Annotated in this window: 17 protein-coding genes; 12 read left to right on the forward strand and 5 right to left on the reverse strand. The window is 67.5% G+C overall.

Annotated features, from left to right (window positions below):
* Nucleotides 1-178: 178 nt before the first annotated feature.
* Nucleotides 179-784, reverse strand: a complete 606-nt coding sequence (locus AWC31_RS00370; RefSeq protein WP_085141807.1) for a TetR/AcrR family transcriptional regulator — start codon at nt 782-784, stop codon at nt 179-181.
* 97 nt (nt 785-881) lie between these two features.
* On the opposite strand from AWC31_RS00370, the gene AWC31_RS00375 reads away from it, so the two are divergent.
* A complete protein-coding gene (locus tag AWC31_RS00375) occupies nt 882-1,535 on the forward strand; it encodes an FMN-dependent NADH-azoreductase (protein ID WP_085141862.1) in 654 nt (217 codons plus the stop codon).
* The gene (locus tag AWC31_RS00380; RefSeq protein WP_085141809.1) at nt 1,532-1,852 is read left to right on the forward strand and encodes a DMT family transporter; all 321 of its coding nucleotides are present in this window, start codon (nt 1,532-1,534) and stop codon (nt 1,850-1,852) included. Before AWC31_RS00375 ends, AWC31_RS00380 begins: the two co-directional genes overlap by 4 nt.
* A gap of 12 nt (nt 1,853-1,864) precedes the next feature.
* On the opposite strand, the gene AWC31_RS00385 is transcribed toward AWC31_RS00380, so the two are convergent.
* The gene (locus AWC31_RS00385) at nt 1,865-2,446 is read right to left on the reverse strand and encodes a hypothetical protein (protein ID WP_085141864.1); all 582 of its coding nucleotides are present in this window, start codon (nt 2,444-2,446) and stop codon (nt 1,865-1,867) included.
* Between the two features lie 58 nt (nt 2,447-2,504).
* Here AWC31_RS00385 and AWC31_RS00390 point away from each other — a divergent pair, with 58 nt between their 5' ends.
* From AWC31_RS00390 to AWC31_RS00405, 4 genes are all read left to right on the forward strand, one after another.
* On the forward strand, nt 2,505-3,341 hold the full coding sequence (locus AWC31_RS00390; protein WP_085141811.1) for a DUF3097 domain-containing protein: 837 nt from the start codon (nt 2,505-2,507) through the stop codon (nt 3,339-3,341).
* Between the two features lie 35 nt (nt 3,342-3,376).
* Nucleotides 3,377-4,705: a replication-associated recombination protein A gene (locus tag AWC31_RS00395; protein ID WP_085141814.1), complete on the forward strand. Its 1,329-nt coding sequence runs from the start codon at nt 3,377-3,379 to the stop codon at nt 4,703-4,705.
* Between the two features lie 97 nt (nt 4,706-4,802).
* A complete protein-coding gene (locus tag AWC31_RS00400; RefSeq protein ID WP_085141816.1) occupies nt 4,803-5,171 on the forward strand; it encodes an ArsR/SmtB family transcription factor in 369 nt (122 codons plus the stop codon).
* The gene (locus AWC31_RS00405; protein WP_067845080.1) at nt 5,168-5,641 is read left to right on the forward strand and encodes an SRPBCC family protein; all 474 of its coding nucleotides are present in this window, start codon (nt 5,168-5,170) and stop codon (nt 5,639-5,641) included. Before AWC31_RS00400 ends, AWC31_RS00405 begins: the two co-directional genes overlap by 4 nt.
* 101 nt (nt 5,642-5,742) lie before the next feature.
* Here the strand turns inward: AWC31_RS00405 and AWC31_RS00410 are convergent, their stop codons facing one another.
* The gene (locus tag AWC31_RS00410; protein ID WP_067845082.1) at nt 5,743-6,051 is read right to left on the reverse strand and encodes a GlsB/YeaQ/YmgE family stress response membrane protein; all 309 of its coding nucleotides are present in this window, start codon (nt 6,049-6,051) and stop codon (nt 5,743-5,745) included.
* Nucleotides 6,052-6,139: 88 nt separating this feature from the next.
* Nucleotides 6,140-6,772, reverse strand: a complete 633-nt coding sequence (locus tag AWC31_RS00415; RefSeq protein ID WP_067845084.1) for a hypothetical protein — start codon at nt 6,770-6,772, stop codon at nt 6,140-6,142.
* A gap of 116 nt (nt 6,773-6,888) precedes the next feature.
* Here AWC31_RS00415 and AWC31_RS00420 point away from each other — a divergent pair, with 116 nt between their 5' ends.
* The 5 genes from AWC31_RS00420 to AWC31_RS00440 all read left to right on the forward strand — a co-directional run bounded on the left by AWC31_RS00420 (nt 6,889) and on the right by AWC31_RS00440 (nt 12,768).
* On the forward strand, nt 6,889-7,290 hold the full coding sequence (locus tag AWC31_RS00420; protein ID WP_085141818.1) for a secondary thiamine-phosphate synthase enzyme YjbQ: 402 nt from the start codon (nt 6,889-6,891) through the stop codon (nt 7,288-7,290).
* Between the two features lie 163 nt (nt 7,291-7,453).
* Nucleotides 7,454-10,144: an alanine--tRNA ligase gene (gene alaS / locus AWC31_RS00425; protein ID WP_085141820.1), complete on the forward strand. Its 2,691-nt coding sequence runs from the start codon at nt 7,454-7,456 to the stop codon at nt 10,142-10,144.
* Between the two features lie 3 nt (nt 10,145-10,147).
* On the forward strand, nt 10,148-10,663 hold the full coding sequence (gene ruvX, locus AWC31_RS00430) for a Holliday junction resolvase RuvX (RefSeq protein ID WP_067845090.1): 516 nt from the start codon (nt 10,148-10,150) through the stop codon (nt 10,661-10,663).
* Nucleotides 10,656-11,900, forward strand: coding sequence for an endolytic transglycosylase MltG (locus AWC31_RS00435; RefSeq protein WP_085141822.1), 1,245 nt, complete (start codon nt 10,656-10,658; stop codon nt 11,898-11,900). The genes ruvX and AWC31_RS00435 overlap by 8 nt, the downstream gene beginning before the upstream one ends.
* A gap of 37 nt (nt 11,901-11,937) precedes the next feature.
* Nucleotides 11,938-12,768 (forward strand): shikimate dehydrogenase, encoded by an 831-nt coding sequence (locus tag AWC31_RS00440; RefSeq protein WP_085141866.1) that lies wholly within the window; start codon nt 11,938-11,940, stop codon nt 12,766-12,768.
* Here the strand turns inward: AWC31_RS00440 and AWC31_RS00445 are convergent.
* Nucleotides 12,757-13,752 carry an NAD-dependent epimerase/dehydratase family protein gene (locus AWC31_RS00445; RefSeq protein WP_110774849.1) on the reverse strand — a complete coding sequence of 332 codons (996 nt, stop codon included), beginning with the start codon at nt 13,750-13,752 and terminating at the stop codon, nt 12,757-12,759. The two genes, AWC31_RS00440 and AWC31_RS00445, sit on opposite strands and share 12 nt — an antisense overlap.
* Nucleotides 13,753-13,816: 64 nt before the next feature.
* On the opposite strand from AWC31_RS00445, the gene AWC31_RS00450 reads away from it, so the two are divergent.
* Nucleotides 13,817-14,713: an LLM class flavin-dependent oxidoreductase gene (locus tag AWC31_RS00450; RefSeq protein WP_234816663.1), complete on the forward strand. Its 897-nt coding sequence runs from the start codon at nt 13,817-13,819 to the stop codon at nt 14,711-14,713.
* Nucleotides 14,714-14,723 lie beyond the last annotated feature (10 nt).

A 14,723-nucleotide genomic window follows, 5' to 3' on the forward strand; every position in this document is an offset into this window, starting at 1 on the left:
GCCTCCCAGAACCGCTCCCGCACCCAATCTGCCAACCCGCCGCCCGGCGGTACACCACGACCACGAAACCCCGTCTGCAAACCCATAAAAGCAACACCCTTCGAATCACGGTGTTGCAGCCACCACTTGAGTCTGAGCCGCTGCGCGCGTACGAACCCGCACACTCGCGAGTCGTAGGTCAAGCGTGCGGTGTGTCGCCGAGCATCGCGTGGGCGAGACGCGCCAGTGCGCCGGCGATCTCATCGACGCTCAGACCACGGGAGCGTTGATGCTGGAAAATCTCCGCGGCGAGCGGTGCCAGCAGTATGTCGACGAGGTGATCCGGCTGCTCGACCTGTGCCTGTACGAGCAGCGAGCGCACATGTGCCGTCCAGAAGTCGTATGCGCCGGAGGCGAACCGGGCGCCGCCGACTTCGGCGCCGAGCGCGAAATCCACATGCGCCTCCAGTAGCTCGACCATGGCGGCGTAGAACGCCGAAAGGCGATCGGCCGGGGGCGCGCCGGGCCCCAATGGTGGCTCGCCCGATATCAGTTCCTGTTGAAGGGCCCGCTCGTGCTCGTCCAGCAGGGCCACGGCGATGGCCGCGGTACTGGGATAGCGCCGGTAGAGCGTGCCGCGTCCCACCCGGGCCGCTGTCGCGATCTGATCCATGGTGACGCTGCGCGGGTCATGCGTGGCGAACACCTGCGCGGCGGCGGCGAGGATCTTCGCCCGATTGCGCGCGGCGTCGGCGCGTTCGCCCGGGCCATCGGCAGTGTCGAGCAGATCTCTACCGACATCCATGTTCGCACTGTAGTCGAACCCGGAATATCTGGACGCATTGTCCGGTTAGGTGGAACGTCGATCCGGACACCCTGTCCAATTCACTCGGAGGATGCTCATGACCACGCTGCTTCATCTGGACTCCAGCGCGCGCAAACAATCGATCAGTCGTCGGGTGGGCGCCGAGTTCGCGCAGGCCTGGCGCGCAGCGGTCGGCAATGGTCACTACGTGTACCGGGATGTGGCGGCCGAGCCGATCCCGTTGATCGACGAAGGCTGGGTGCAGATCTGCGACGCCGTTCTTGCCGCGGGCGCCACCGACCTGGATCGGCTTCCGGAGTTGGTCCGCACACCCGCACAGGCCGATGCCTGGCGCATCGTCGAACCCCTGCTGGCCGAGGTGCGAGCCGCCGACATCGTCCTGATCACTAGCCCCATGTACAACTACTCGATACCGGCGTCCCTCAAAGCCTGGTTGGACCAGGTGACCTTTCCGCGGATGTCCTTGGCGCCCAGACGATTCGTCGTCGTGACCGCGCGCGGCGGCGCGTACTCGCCCGGCTCACCCAAGGAGGCGTTCGACTATCAGGAGCGCTACCTCCGGGACTTCTTCGCCGGGCACTTCTCGGTCACCGACACCGTCTTCATCAACGCCGAACTGGCCAACTCGCATTCGGACCCCGCGCTGGCCCGATTGCGTGCCGCGCACGACGAGTCACTGACGGCGGCGTTGCAGGCGGCGCGGGCGCTGGCCGTGGAGTACGCGAAATGAGTTGGCTGGTACTGGGTTTGGCGGGCCTCGTGGAGATCGCGTGGTCGCAGAGCATCAAACCCACCGACGGATTCACCCGCCCGCTGCCGACCTTCTTGTGTGTCGTCATCGGTGCGTTGTCGGTGTACCTGCTGTCGCTCGCGATGCGCACACTGCCGGTCGGCACTGCCTACGCGGTGTTCACCGGCATCGGTGCCGTCGGGGCGATCGTCCTCGGCGTACTTGTGCACAAGGATCCGCTGAGTGCCGCACGCGCACTTGCGTTGTCGATGATAGTCGGCGGCATTGTGCTCGCGCGCTTCACCACACCGGGCTGAGCCCAGGTCACCTCAGGAAGTGGCTGCCAAGTAGGCCCGCCCGCGTGGCGACACCCGGTAGCCGACGTCGAGGCTGATCGTCAGGCCCAGCCCCTTCAATTGGCGCACGCGCCGTTTGAACCTCGGCACGTCGAGGCCCACGCGCGCGGCCAGATCCGGCGCCCGCACGGCCTCGTTGGCCGCGATCATCCCCAGGTACCGGCGCGTCCACGGGCCGTCGGCACTCGCCGCGTCCCAGCGGTCGAGCCGCGCGGTGATCGCCTCGACGGCAGCATCGTCGAGCGCGTCGTCGGCCGCGAGGTCGGGTCGCTCGTCGGGGCCGAAGTAGGAGACCGAGATGACGTAGGTGTGCGCGGCGGGCCTTCGGTCGAGCTCGGCTTGCGCGCTTTCGGCGTCGGGGTATCCGGCTGAGCGGGCCTGCTCGGCGCTCACGCGGTAGTCGCCCGGGAATTCGGCGACGTCGTCGATGCGGATGGTCCCCGCGACGGTGCGCTGGGTACCGCCGACCTTGGCGCGTGGCGCATCCCACCTGCGCAACACCAGGGTGATCGTGCCGTCGGCGATGCCTTCGGCCGTCGTGCGGGTTAACAGCACGGTCACGATCGTATGTCGCAACACCGATGTCGGCTGGTGCGTTCCTAGGATCGGCCGGGTGACTGATCGCTACGGTTCTGACGTCCTCGCCCGAAACCCGCACACTCCGAAGCGGATCCGTTCCACCGAGCAACCGGTCGAGATGGGCATGGTGGTCGAGGATGCCCAGAGCGGCTACGTCGGTGCGGTCGTGCGGGTGGAGCAGGGGCGTGTGGAGCTCGAGGACCGTCGCGGCAAGGTCAGGGTGTTCCCGATGGGACCGGGGTTCCTGATCGACGGCAAGCCCGTCGTGCTCACCGCCCCGAAGCGGTCGGCGGCGCCCGCGCGGACGGCATCGGGTTCGGTGGCCGTGCCGGGCGCCAAGGCCCGTGTCGCGCTGGCCAGCCGGATCTATGTCGAGGGCCGCCACGATGCCGAACTCGTCGAGCAGGTGTGGGGCGCTGACCTGCGGATCGAGGGTGTGGTCGTCGAATACCTGGGCGGGGTCGACGATCTGGCCGGGATCGTGGCCGAGTTCGAACCCGGCCCCGGGCGCCGGTTGGGCGTGCTGGTCGACCATCTGGTGACCGGATCGAAGGAAGCCCGCATCGCCGACGCGGTCCGCCGCGGACCCGGCGGTGAGCACACGCTCGTGGTCGGCCATCCGTTCGTCGACATCTGGCAGGCCGTCAAACCGGCCCGGCTCGGCATGACGGCGTGGCCGGTCATACCGCGCAGCATCGAGTGGAAGCACGGCATCTGCGACGCACTGGGCTGGCCGCACCGCGACCAGGCCGACATCGCGCGCGCGTGGCAACGGATCCGCGGCCAGGTGCGCGACTGGAACGATCTCGAGCCCGCGCTGATCGGCCGGGTGGAGGAGCTGATCGACTTCGTGACGCAGCCGTCGGGCTAGCGCCCGGGTGGTGTCAGGCGTGGTATGCCTGAGACGTGTCCGATAGTTTGTTCGATCTGCCCGGTGACGCCGACCTCACCGGACACGGCGCGGCACCCGTGGCGGCGCCGCTCGCGGTCCGGATGCGCCCGGCGAGTCTCGATGAAGTCGTCGGACAGTCACACCTGCTGCAGGCCGGCTCGCCGTTGCGCCGCCTCGTGGAGGGCTCGGGTGCGGCGTCGGTGATCCTCTACGGTCCGCCGGGAACCGGGAAGACCACGCTCGCCTCGCTCATCTCGCAGGCGACCGGACGTCGGTTCGAGGCGCTGTCGGCCCTGTCTGCCGGCGTCAAAGAGGTCCGCGCGGTGATCGATTCGGCACGGCGTGCCGCCATACACGGTGGCCAGACCGTGTTGTTCATCGACGAGGTGCACCGCTTCTCCAAGACCCAGCAGGATGCGCTGCTCGCCGCGGTCGAGAACCGCGTGGTACTGCTGGTCGCCGCGACTACGGAGAACCCCTCGTTCTCGGTCGTGGCGCCCCTGTTGTCGCGGTCGCTGATCCTGCAACTGCAACCGCTGACCACCGAGGACATCGGCACCGTGGTACGTCGCGCGATCGCCGATCCGCGCGGGCTGGCGGGTGCGGTCGAGGTCACCGACGAGGCAGTCGACCTGCTGGTCCAGCTGTCGGCCGGCGACGCGCGACGTGCGTTGACCGCGCTCGAGGTGGCTGCCGAAACAGGGGAACGCGTCACCGTCGAGACCATCGAGCAGTCACTCGATCAGGCCGCGGTGCGTTACGACCGCGACGGTGACCAGCACTATGACGTCGTCAGCGCGTTCATCAAATCGGTGCGGGGCTCCGATGTCGACGCGGCGTTGCATTACCTGGCCCGGATGCTGGTGGCGGGGGAGGATCCCCGGTTCGTGGCCCGCCGCCTCATGATCCTCGCGAGCGAGGACATCGGGATGGCCGATCCGACGGCACTGCAGACGGCGGTTGCCGCCGCGCAGACCGTGCAGCTGATCGGCATGCCCGAAGCGCAGTTGACGCTCGCGCACGCGACCGTGCATCTGGCCACCGCGCCGAAATCGAATGCCGTGACAACTGCGCTGGGCGCCGCGATGAACGACATCCGATCGGGCAAGGCGGGGTTGGTCCCGCCGCATCTGCGCGACGGCCACTATTCGGGAGCGCAGAAACTCGGCAACGCGGTGGGCTATCGATATTCCCACGACCATCCCGATGGCGTTGTGCCCCAACAGTATCCACCGGACGACCTGGTTGGCGTCGACTACTACGAGCCGACCGGGCGCGGCGTCGAACGCGAGATCTCCACGCGGCTGGAGAAACTCCGCGCCATCATCCGCCGCAAGCGCTGAGCACCTGGCAGGCCGTCCCGAAAACTGCTCTTGACACCTACCAAAACGCCTTCTACGTTGGTATTCAACCAACTCATTGATCAACACAAAGGTTGATATGGAGCGTGATGACGATGCCGATGCGCAGCTGGACCGTGCCTTCATGGCGCTCGCGGACCCGGTGCGACGGTCCATCGTGGCGCGGCTGTCGCGCGGCCCGGCGACGGTCAACGAGTTGGCTGCGCCGTTCGACATCACCAAACAGGCTGTGTCCAAACACATCCAGGTACTGGAACAGGCGGGTTTGGTCACCCGCACCCGCGACGCGCAGCGCAGGCCGGTCCATCTCGACGCGGCAGCGCTGGAAGGGCTGACCGCATGGATCGACCGCTATCGGCTCAACGCCGAACGCAGTTATCGCCGGCTGGATGACCTGCTGGCTCAGATCTCACCGAAAACCGACACCACTCAGGAGAAGAAGAAATGACCAACGCACTCAACCTCAACGCTCCGGTCGACACCCTGGCCATGGACTTCACCAGGGAGTTCAATGCCCCGGTGGCGGCATTGTTCCGCGCGCACGCCGAGCCCGACCTGGTCAAGCAGTGGCTGGGGCCGCACGGCCTGGAGATGCAGATCGAGCGGTGGGACTTCGAAACGGGCGGGGGTTACCGCTACGTGCACTCCGACCAATCCGGCGAGTACCGCTTCAACGGGGTGTTCCACACCGTGCGGCCCAATGAACTCATCATTCAGACGTTCGAGTTCGAGGGCGCGCCGGACATGGTGAACATCGAGTTCATGTGGTTCGAGGACCTCGGCGGCGGGCGTAGCTCGTTGCGCGGCCGATCGATCTGCCCGAACACCGACGCGCGTGACGCACTGCTCTCCTCGGGAATGGAGGGTGGCATGGTCGACGGCTACGACAAACTCGACGCGCTGCTCCCCACGCTCTGACAGTCGTTTCGGCGCAACCGGTTTCGTCGGAAATTACTCTGGACATGCGACGGTCCCGGCCGCAATGCAAGCCGGGACCGTGCGCGTCGAGTGGTTTGTGATCAGCGAAGCAGGCCCGAACGTCGACCGCCCATGATTCCGGTACGTCGGCGACCCATCAGTGCCGCAACGAGGGCGACGCCGAGCGCGGCGACGATGACCTGGACGAGCAGCTCGAGCCAGTCGATGCCGTTGGTCACAGTCGGTATGCCCAGCGCACGTGCGATCGCGCTGCCGATGAATGCCGAGACGATTCCGACCAGGATCGTCACGAGGAACCCGATGGGTTGTCTGCCGGGAACAACTAAGCGGCCGATCACGCCGACGACAATGCCGATCAAGATCGCGCTGATGATGCCGGTGATGGTCATTTCTCCTCCAGAGCTGGTTGGGCTGGAGGGGAGATACCCCGGCTCGGCACCGTCCAAACGGAACCGTCAATTGTGAATCTGTTCTCGGTCAGGCCATCTCGGGAACGCGCAGATGGGCCAGGACGAGTTCGAACTCGCCGACGTCGAGCTGGTCGGCGCCGAGGTCGCGCAACCGGGCCGTGCGCAGCGAGCGGGCCTGATCGCGGTTCCGTTCCATCGCCGCCGCGCTGTCGAACGTGGCGGAGGACACCGCCCGGCCGGAACTGCGGTCCAGCATCAGGCTGGCACTGCAGAAACCCTCGAGTTCCTCCAGCGACGGCAACACCGAGTTCCGGTAGAACTCGATAGCCCGGTCGAACTGTTCAGGACGGGCCCGCAGCCAGGTGGCCCGCACACAGGCGCCCGGCCCCGTGTACTGCTCGCGGTGAACCACCGCGATCTCCCACTCGTCGACCGTCGCGCTGCCTTCGAACACCTCGACCGCACGATGACGAATCGGCGCCAGGATCGGCGCGCTCGCGTGCATGGCTTCCTCGGACCGCCACGCCGACGTGGCGATGCACCGACCGGATTCTCGATCGACCATCAATGACAGGCCGACACAGCCGGCCACGGCGTCGAGGGCCGGCATGACCTCGTCGCGGATATGCGCGATACCTGCGTTGATGGCCCGCTGGTCCGGGCCGTCGTGCGCCGTGATCGTGGTAGAACGTGCGAACACGGTCCACCCCTTTCCTGCCAGGGCAGCGCCCCGGTGGCGCCACCGGTCCAATCACTACCTTCCTCCGCTACTTCGCAGGTGGCAATGGGTGCGGCATCGCCTCGTAGGCTGAGTGGATGGACACCAACCTGATCGACGTCGACACCACGCGGCGGCGCATCGTCGATCTCACCGGCGACGTGCGCAGGTTCTGCGGAACGTACCGCGACGGGCTGTGCAATGTGTTCGTTCCGCACGCCACCGCCGGTGTGGCGATCATCGAAACCGGCGCCGGATCCGATGACGACCTGGTCGACACCCTGGAGCGGTTGTTGCCGCGTGACGACCGCTACCGACACGCCCACGGCTCGTTCGGCCACGGTGCCGACCACGTGCTCCCGGCCCTGGTGTCGCCGTCGGTGACACTGCCGGTGCAGGCCGGCGAACCGCTGCTGGGAACGTGGCAGAGCGTCGTGCTCGTCGACCTCAACCGGGACAACCCGCAGCGTTCGGTCCGGCTGAGTTTTCTGGCGGCATGACGCGCCCGGTGGACCGGGTCGTTGCCCTGTTCAGGGCGAATGCGTTGACCGGTAATGTAAGGCGGTCGAAATAGTCGCGGTCAATCAGCACGGTGACTATTCCGGCCTCATTGCGGACCATTGAGACCAACTCGACCATCTACGACACGAGGACATAAACGACGTGCAGACACACGAGATCAGGAAGCGCTTCCTCGATCATTTCGTGAAGGCGGGCCACACCGAGGTGCCCAGTGCCTCGGTGATCCTCGACGACCCCAACTTGCTGTTCGTCAACGCCGGCATGGTGCAGTTCGTGCCCTACTTCCTCGGTCAGCGCACGCCACCGTGGAACCGCGCGGTCAGCGTCCAGAAGTGCATCCGCACACCCGACATCGACGAGGTCGGCATCACCACCCGGCACAACACGTTCTTCCAGATGGCCGGCAACTTCTCGTTCGGCGACTACTTCAAGAAGGGCGCCATCGAGCTGGCCTGGACCCTGCTGACCAACCCCGTCTCCGAGGGTGGATACGGATTCGATCCGGAAAGGCTCTGGGCCACCGTCTATCTCGACGACGACGAGGCCATCGGCCTGTGGCAGGAAGTGGCCGGGCTGCCGCTCGAGCGGATCCAGCGCCGCGGCATGGCCGACAACTACTGGTCGATGGGCATCCCCGGGCCGTGTGGACCGTCGTCGGAGATCTACTACGACCGCGGCCCCTCCTACGGCGTCGAGGGCGGCCCCGAAGCCAACGAGGACCGCTACATCGAGATCTGGAATCTCGTGTTCATGCAGAACGAGCGCGGCGAGGGCACGTCGAAGGAGGACTTCGAGATCCTCGGCCCGCTGCCGCGCAAGAACATCGACACCGGCATGGGCGTCGAACGCGTGGCCTGCCTGCTGCAGGGCGTCGACAACGTCTACGAGACCGACCTGCTGCGCCCGGTCATCGACCTGGTGGCGGGCGTCGCCCCCCGCGGCTACGCCCAGGGCAACCACGGCGACGACGTGCGCTACCGCATCATCGCCGACCACACGCGCACCGCGGCGATCATCATCGGCGACGGCGTCAGCCCGGGCAACGAGGGCCGCGGCTACGTGCTGCGCCGCCTGCTGCGCCGCATCATCCGCGCCGCCAAACTGCTCGGCGTCGAGCAGGCCATCATGGGTGACCTCATGACCACGGTGCGCGACGAGATGGGCCCGTCCTACCCGGAACTGGTGACCGACTTCGAGCGCATCAACCGCATCGCCGTCGCCGAGGAGACCGCGTTCAACCGCACCCTGCTGTCGGGTTCGCGCTTGTTCGACGAAGCCGCCGCGGCGACCAGGAAGTCCGGCTCGACGGTGTTGTCCGGCAATGACGCGTTCACCCTGCATGACACGTACGGATTCCCGATCGACCTCACCCTCGAGATGGCCGCCGAGGCAGGCCTGTCGGTGGACGAAGAGGGTTTCCGCGGTCTGATGGCCGAGCAGCGTCAGCGCGCCAAGGCCGACGCCGCCGCGCGCAAGCAGGCGCACACCGACCTGACCGCGTACCGTGAACTGGTCGATGCCGGCCCGACCGAGTTCACCGGATTCGACGAATTGACCTCCGAGGCAAGGATTCTCGGAATCTTCGTGGACGGCAAACGCGTTCCGGTGGTGTCACACGACGGGCTGGAAGCCGATCGCGTGGAACTGATCCTGGACCGCACGCCGTTCTACGCCGAGTCGGGTGGCCAGATCGCCGACGAGGGGGCGATCAGCGGGACCGGTGCGTCCGGGACGGCCAAAGCCGCCGTCACCGACGTGCAGAAGATCGCCAAAACCCTGTGGGCGCACCGCGTCAACGTCGAATCCGGCGAGTTCGTCGAAGGCGACACCGTCACCGCGGCCGTCGACCCGAAGTGGCGGCACGGCGCGACCCAGGGGCACTCGGGCACCCACATGGTGCACGCGGCGCTGCGACAGGTGTTGGGGCCCAACGCAGTTCAGGCCGGTTCGCTGAACCGCCCGGGCTACCTGCGCTTCGACTTCAACTGGCAGGGTTCGCTCACCGAGGATCAGCGGACGCAGATCGAAGAAGTCACCAACGAAGCCGTCGAAGCCGATTACGAGGTGCACACGTTCAACACCGCACTCGACAAGGCCAAGGCCATGGGTGCGATGGCGTTGTTCGGCGAGAACTATCCCGACGAAGTGCGGGTGGTCGAGATCGGCGGGCCGTTCTCCTTGGAACTGTGCGGCGGAACCCACGTCCACAACTCGGCGCAGATCGGCCCGGTCACGATTCTCGGCGAGTCGTCGGTGGGCTCCGGCGTGCGCCGCGTCGAGGCATACGTCGGGCTAGAGTCGTTCCGGCACCTGGCCAAGGAACGCGCGTTGATGGCGGGGCTGGCGTCGTCGTTGAAGGTGCCCTCCGAAGAGGTGCCTGCCCGCGTCGCCAATCTCGTCGAGCGACTGAAGGCGGCCGAGAAGGAACTCGAGAAGGTGCGGCTGGCCAATGCGCGTGCCGCGGCCGCCAACGCCGCAGCCGGGGCAGAGGTCGTCGGTAAGGTGCGTCTGGTGGCGCAGCGGATGGCCGGGGGGATGTCGGCGGGCGATCTCCGCAGCCTCGTCGGTGACATCCGCGGCAAGCTGGGCTCAGAACCCGGAGTCGTCGCGTTGATCGCCGAAGGCGACAACGACACCGTGCCGTTCGTGGTGGCAGTCAACCCGGCCGCGCAGGATCTCGGGTTGCGCGCCAACGAGCTCGTCAAGCAGCTCGGCGCGGCGGTCAACGGCCGCGGCGGCGGCAAAGCCGATCTGGCACAGGGTTCGGGTAAGGGGGCAGCGGGTATCGACGCGGCATTGGCCGCGCTACGCGCTGAGATCGGCCGGGGTTAACCCGTGGCCAGCACCGACGACCGGCTGCCGGACCGTCCAGGGGATGACGACCCCGGACGCGGCCGGCGGATCGGCATCGACGTCGGCACGGTGCGCATCGGTGTGGCCACCAGCGACCCGGACGGCATCCTGGCCACGCCCGTCGAGACGGTCGCGCGCGACAAGCGCGACAAGTCGGGCAAACATGTGCGCCGGTTGGCGGCGTTGGTCAGCGAATACGAAGCCGTCGAGGTGATCGTCGGATTGCCTCGCACACTGGCCGACCGGGCCGGAACCTCGGCCCACGACGCGATGGACCTCGCCGATCTGCTCGCCGGCCGGATCGCGCCGATACCGGTACGACTGGCGGACGAACGGCTCACGACCGTCTCCGCGCAGCGGTCGCTGCGCGAGGCCGGCATCAAGGCCAAAGGACAGAAAGCGGTGATCGACCAGGCCGCCGCAGTCGGCATTCTGCAGAGCTGGTTGGACCAGCGGCGCGCGACCCTGGCCGCGCGCGGAGAGGGCACGGATGGCTGAAAAGTGGGGTGCCGAGCGAGCGCAACCGGTGTCGGTCGGTCCACCGAGGCGTGGCATGAGCCGTGCCGAGCGGGCGCGGCAGGCGCGCAACAACCGCAAGCGTCGCCTGGCCAGGGGCCTGTCGTTGGCGCTGCTGATCATGGTCGCGGTCGGCGCGGTGTTCCTTGGCTCCAAACTGTGGCACGGCATGTCGGGCAGCGGCAGTGATTACGCGGGTGAGGGCGTGGCCGACGTCGTGATCCAGGTACACGACGGTGACTCGACGACCGCGATCGGCGAGACGTTGCAGGACCACAAGGTGGTCGCCACGGTCAAGGCGTTCGTCGACGCCGCGCAGGGCAACGAGGCGATCTCGGCCATCCAGCCCGGTTTCTACAAAGTTCGGACCGAGATTCCCGCCGCGAATGCCGTTGAGCGACTGGCGGATCCCGAAAGCCGCGTGGGCAAGCTCACCATCCCCGAGGGACGTCAGCTCGACGACATCACCGACGTCAAGACCAACGCCGTCACAGCGGGCATCTTCAGCCTGATCTCGCAGGCCTCGTGTGTGGAACTCGACGGCGAACAGCGCTGCGTGTCGGTCGACGACCTGCGTGCGGCCGCCGGGTCGGCGCCGCCCGCCGCGCTCGCAGTGCCGGAATGGGCGACGGGTCCGGTGACCGCGATGGGCGGCGATCATCGCCGGCTGGAAGGGCTGATCGCTGCCGGCACGTGGAACGTCGACCCCGCCGCCTCGGCGCAGGACATCCTCACGACGCTGATCTCCACCAGCAGCACGATGTACACGCAGGGCGGACTGCTCGACACCGCCGCGGCGATGAACATGTCGCCGTATCAGATCCTCACCGTCGCTTCGCTGGTGCAGCGCGAGTCCAAGCCGCAGGACTTCGCGAAGGTGGCCAGGGTCATCTACAACCGGCTGGCCGATCACCGCAAACTCGAATTCGACTCAACCGTGAACTACTCGCTCGACCGGCAGGAAGTGGCGACAACCGATGCCGACCGTGCTCAGGTGACGCCGTGGAACACCTATGCGAGCGAAGGGCTTCCGCAGACACCGATCTGTTCGCCAGGAACCGACGCACTGGTCGCGGCCGAACATCCCGCACCCGGTGACTGGCTGTACTTCGTGACCATCGACCTGCAGGGCACGACACTGTTCACGCGAGATTACGACGAGCATCTGGCGAATATCGAACTGGCACAGCAAAACGGTGTCCTCGACAGTGCCCGATAGGCGGCCCGCCGCCGTGCCCGATAGGCGGCCCGCCGCCGTGCCCGATAGGCGGCCCGCCGCCGTGCCCGATAATGCGCGCAAGGCCGCGGTGCTCGGCTCGCCCATCGCCCACTCGCGGTCACCGCAGCTGCATCTGGCCGCGTATCGCGCGCTGGGCCTGACGGATTGGACGTACGAGCGCATCGAGTGCACCGCCGAGCAGCTTCCCGGGCTCGTCGCCGGGCTGGGCCCCGAATGGGTCGGCCTGTCGGTCACCATGCCCGGCAAGTTCGCCGCACTGCAGTTCGCCGATCAGCACACCGACCGGGCCCGGCTCGTGGGGTCGGCCAACACCTTGGTGCGAAACCCATCCGGCGGATGGCGCGCGGACAACACCGACGTCGACGGCGTGATCGGCGCGTTGGGGACGGCGGGGGAGTCCGCCCTGGTGGTGGGGTCGGGCGGGACCGCGCCGGCCGCCGTGGTCGGGTTGGCCGAGCTTGGCGTACAACGGATCACCGTGGTGGCTCGGGACGGCGGCAAGGCCGAGCGGCTCGTGGACCTCGCCGGGCGATGCGGCGCCGAGGGTAGTTGGTGCGACATCGGAAGCCCCGGGCTGACGGACGTCGTGGCCGCCGCGTCGGTTGCGGTCAGCACCATTCCGGCCGACGCTGCCGCCCGGTATGCGCCCATGTTGGCCACGGTGCCGAGACTGCTCGACTCGATCTACGATCCGTGGCCGACGCCACTTGCAGCCGCGGTCGAGGCGGCGGGCGGTGAGGTGATCAGCGGCCTGCACATGCTGCTGAACCAGGCCTTCACCCAGGTCGAGCAGTTCACTGGCAAGCCGGCGCCCAAGGACGCGATGCGGGCGGCGCTACTCGGCTGACGGTGACGGCGCGAACGTGCCGCGGTGATATGTGCTGTGCACGTACTCCTTCGAGCCGACGAGCCGCGCCAGCGGCGTGCGGACCGTACCTTCCTGCGCCACCATCTCCGCGATCGCGGCGAGGTCGTAGACCGGTCGCCAGCCCAGCTCCGCGCGGGCGCGGGAGTTGTCGTAAACCCGATCCAGGCGGGTGGGAAAGCGCCAGCCGCGCTGCGTCCACACCTGCGCCGCCCGTGGCACCCGGCGGGCGAACACCGCAGCCGCATCGGTTCTCAACTGGGGCAGGTCTTCTCGGCTGAACGGTGTGCTGGCCGAGATGATGTAGCGGCCGAATCCAATGCGCCCGGCGGCATCGGCGGCCAGGAGATGCGCGCTGACGGCATCCTCCAGGGCGACCCGACGTGACGCGAACTCGTCGGCTTTCACATTGTCGTCACTGCGTGCCTCGTGGGCGCCGGGCGTGTCGTCTGACTCCGGGAAGAACCGGGCGACGCGCAGCACCACGGCGGGCAGGCCCTGGTTGCGGTGGGCCAGCTGACACAGGTCTTCGGCAGCCGCCTTGGTGACGCCGTACATGTTCTTGGGTACCGGCACCACCGATTCGTCGATCCAGGCTGCCGGTTGCGTTGGCCCGGGGACCAGCGCATCGCCGAACACCGTTGTCGACGAGGACATCACGAACGCCCGCACCCCGGCGGCAGCGGCTGCGTTCAGCAGCGTCAGCGTGCCGCTGACGTTCGTGTCGATGAACGCCTGGCCCGGTACGAAGGCCAACTGCGGTTTGTGCAACGTCGCGGTGTGCAGCACGACGTCCACACCGGCCATGACGTCGCGTACGACGTCGACGTCCGTCACCGATCCGACCACATCGGTCCACTCGGAGGGGCGGATGTCCAGGCCGACGACGTCGGCGTCGCGCTGCCGCAGTGTGCGGACGATGCCTTCGCCCAAATGTCCCGAACTGCCCGTGACCAGTGTGCGCATGAATTCGACGGTGCCACAGCGCGCAACCGAATTTTCAGTTGTGCCGGGCCGTAGGGTGACGGGCGTGACCGAACTTGCGCGCCCACCCCGGATCGGGGTGGTGTTTCGACCCGACTTCCGTCCAGACACGTTGATGCACAGCGCGAAATGCGTGCAGCGCGGCGCAGACGAGCTCTGGCTGTGGGAGGACTGCTTCCTGCAGGGCGGTATCGCTCAGGCTGCCGTTGCCCTCGCGGCCACCGACACCCTCACCGTCGGCCTCGGCGTCCTGCCGACCCCGCTGCGCAACGTGGTGTCGACCGCCATGGAGATCGCGACCCTGGCGAGCATGTTCCCGGGCCGCATCCGGGTCGGTGTCGGCCACGGCGTCCAGAGCTGGATGCATCAGGCCGGGGCCGCGGTGTCATCGCCGCTCACACTGCTGCGGGAATACGTCAGCGCGCTGCGGGATCTGCTGGCCGGTCGATCGGTCACCGTCGAAGGGCGCTACGTCCGTCTGGACGGCGTGCAACTGGAGTGGGCACCACAGGCGCCGGTCCCGGTGCTGATCGGCGGGACAGGACCCAAGACATTGCAACTTGCCGGCGTGATCGGCGACGGCGTCATCGTCGACAGTGAAAACACCGTTGACTCGGCCCGGGCAGCGCTCGACCACGTCGCCGCCGGGCGGGCCAGGCGGGACGACGCAGGCTCATTCGCCACGGTGCAGTACCTGGCATGTGCGCCCGGACCCGACGGGCGGCGCCTGCTCGCCGAAGAAGCCGAGAAACGAGACGTGCCAGAAGACAGCTACGGCGTCGGCGGAACCGTGGACGAGATCGCTGGGGCGGTCGCCGCCTATCTCGGGCAACCGGAGCACACCGTGGTGTTGCAGCCCGTTGGGCCAGATGTGGACATGGACGCGTTCGCCACGACCGTGCGTGAGGTCGTCGCGCATATTCGCGCCACGGACGGTCGCTGAGCGCCGTTAG

This window comes from Mycolicibacterium wolinskyi (assembly GCF_002101965.1).
In the GTDB taxonomy this organism is placed as follows: domain Bacteria; phylum Actinomycetota; class Actinomycetes; order Mycobacteriales; family Mycobacteriaceae; genus Mycobacterium; species Mycobacterium wolinskyi.

Coding starts and splice junctions, on each gene's coding strand:
- AWC31_RS00370 (WP_085141807.1), bottom strand. CDS start 784: ATGGATGTCGGTAGAGATCTGCTCGACACTGCCGATGGCCCGGGCGAA.
- AWC31_RS00375 (WP_085141862.1), top strand. CDS start 882: ATGACCACGCTGCTTCATCTGGACTCCAGCGCGCGCAAACAATCGATC.
- AWC31_RS00380 (WP_085141809.1), top strand. CDS start 1,532: ATGAGTTGGCTGGTACTGGGTTTGGCGGGCCTCGTGGAGATCGCGTGG.
- AWC31_RS00400 (WP_085141816.1), top strand. CDS start 4,803: ATGGAGCGTGATGACGATGCCGATGCGCAGCTGGACCGTGCCTTCATG.
- AWC31_RS00405 (WP_067845080.1), top strand. CDS start 5,168: ATGACCAACGCACTCAACCTCAACGCTCCGGTCGACACCCTGGCCATG.
- AWC31_RS00410 (WP_067845082.1), bottom strand. CDS start 6,051: ATGACCATCACCGGCATCATCAGCGCGATCTTGATCGGCATTGTCGTC.
- AWC31_RS00420 (WP_085141818.1), top strand. CDS start 6,889: ATGGACACCAACCTGATCGACGTCGACACCACGCGGCGGCGCATCGTC.
- AWC31_RS00435 (WP_085141822.1), top strand. CDS start 10,656: ATGGCTGAAAAGTGGGGTGCCGAGCGAGCGCAACCGGTGTCGGTCGGT.
- AWC31_RS00445 (WP_110774849.1), bottom strand. CDS start 13,752: ATGCGCACACTGGTCACGGGCAGTTCGGGACATTTGGGCGAAGGCATC.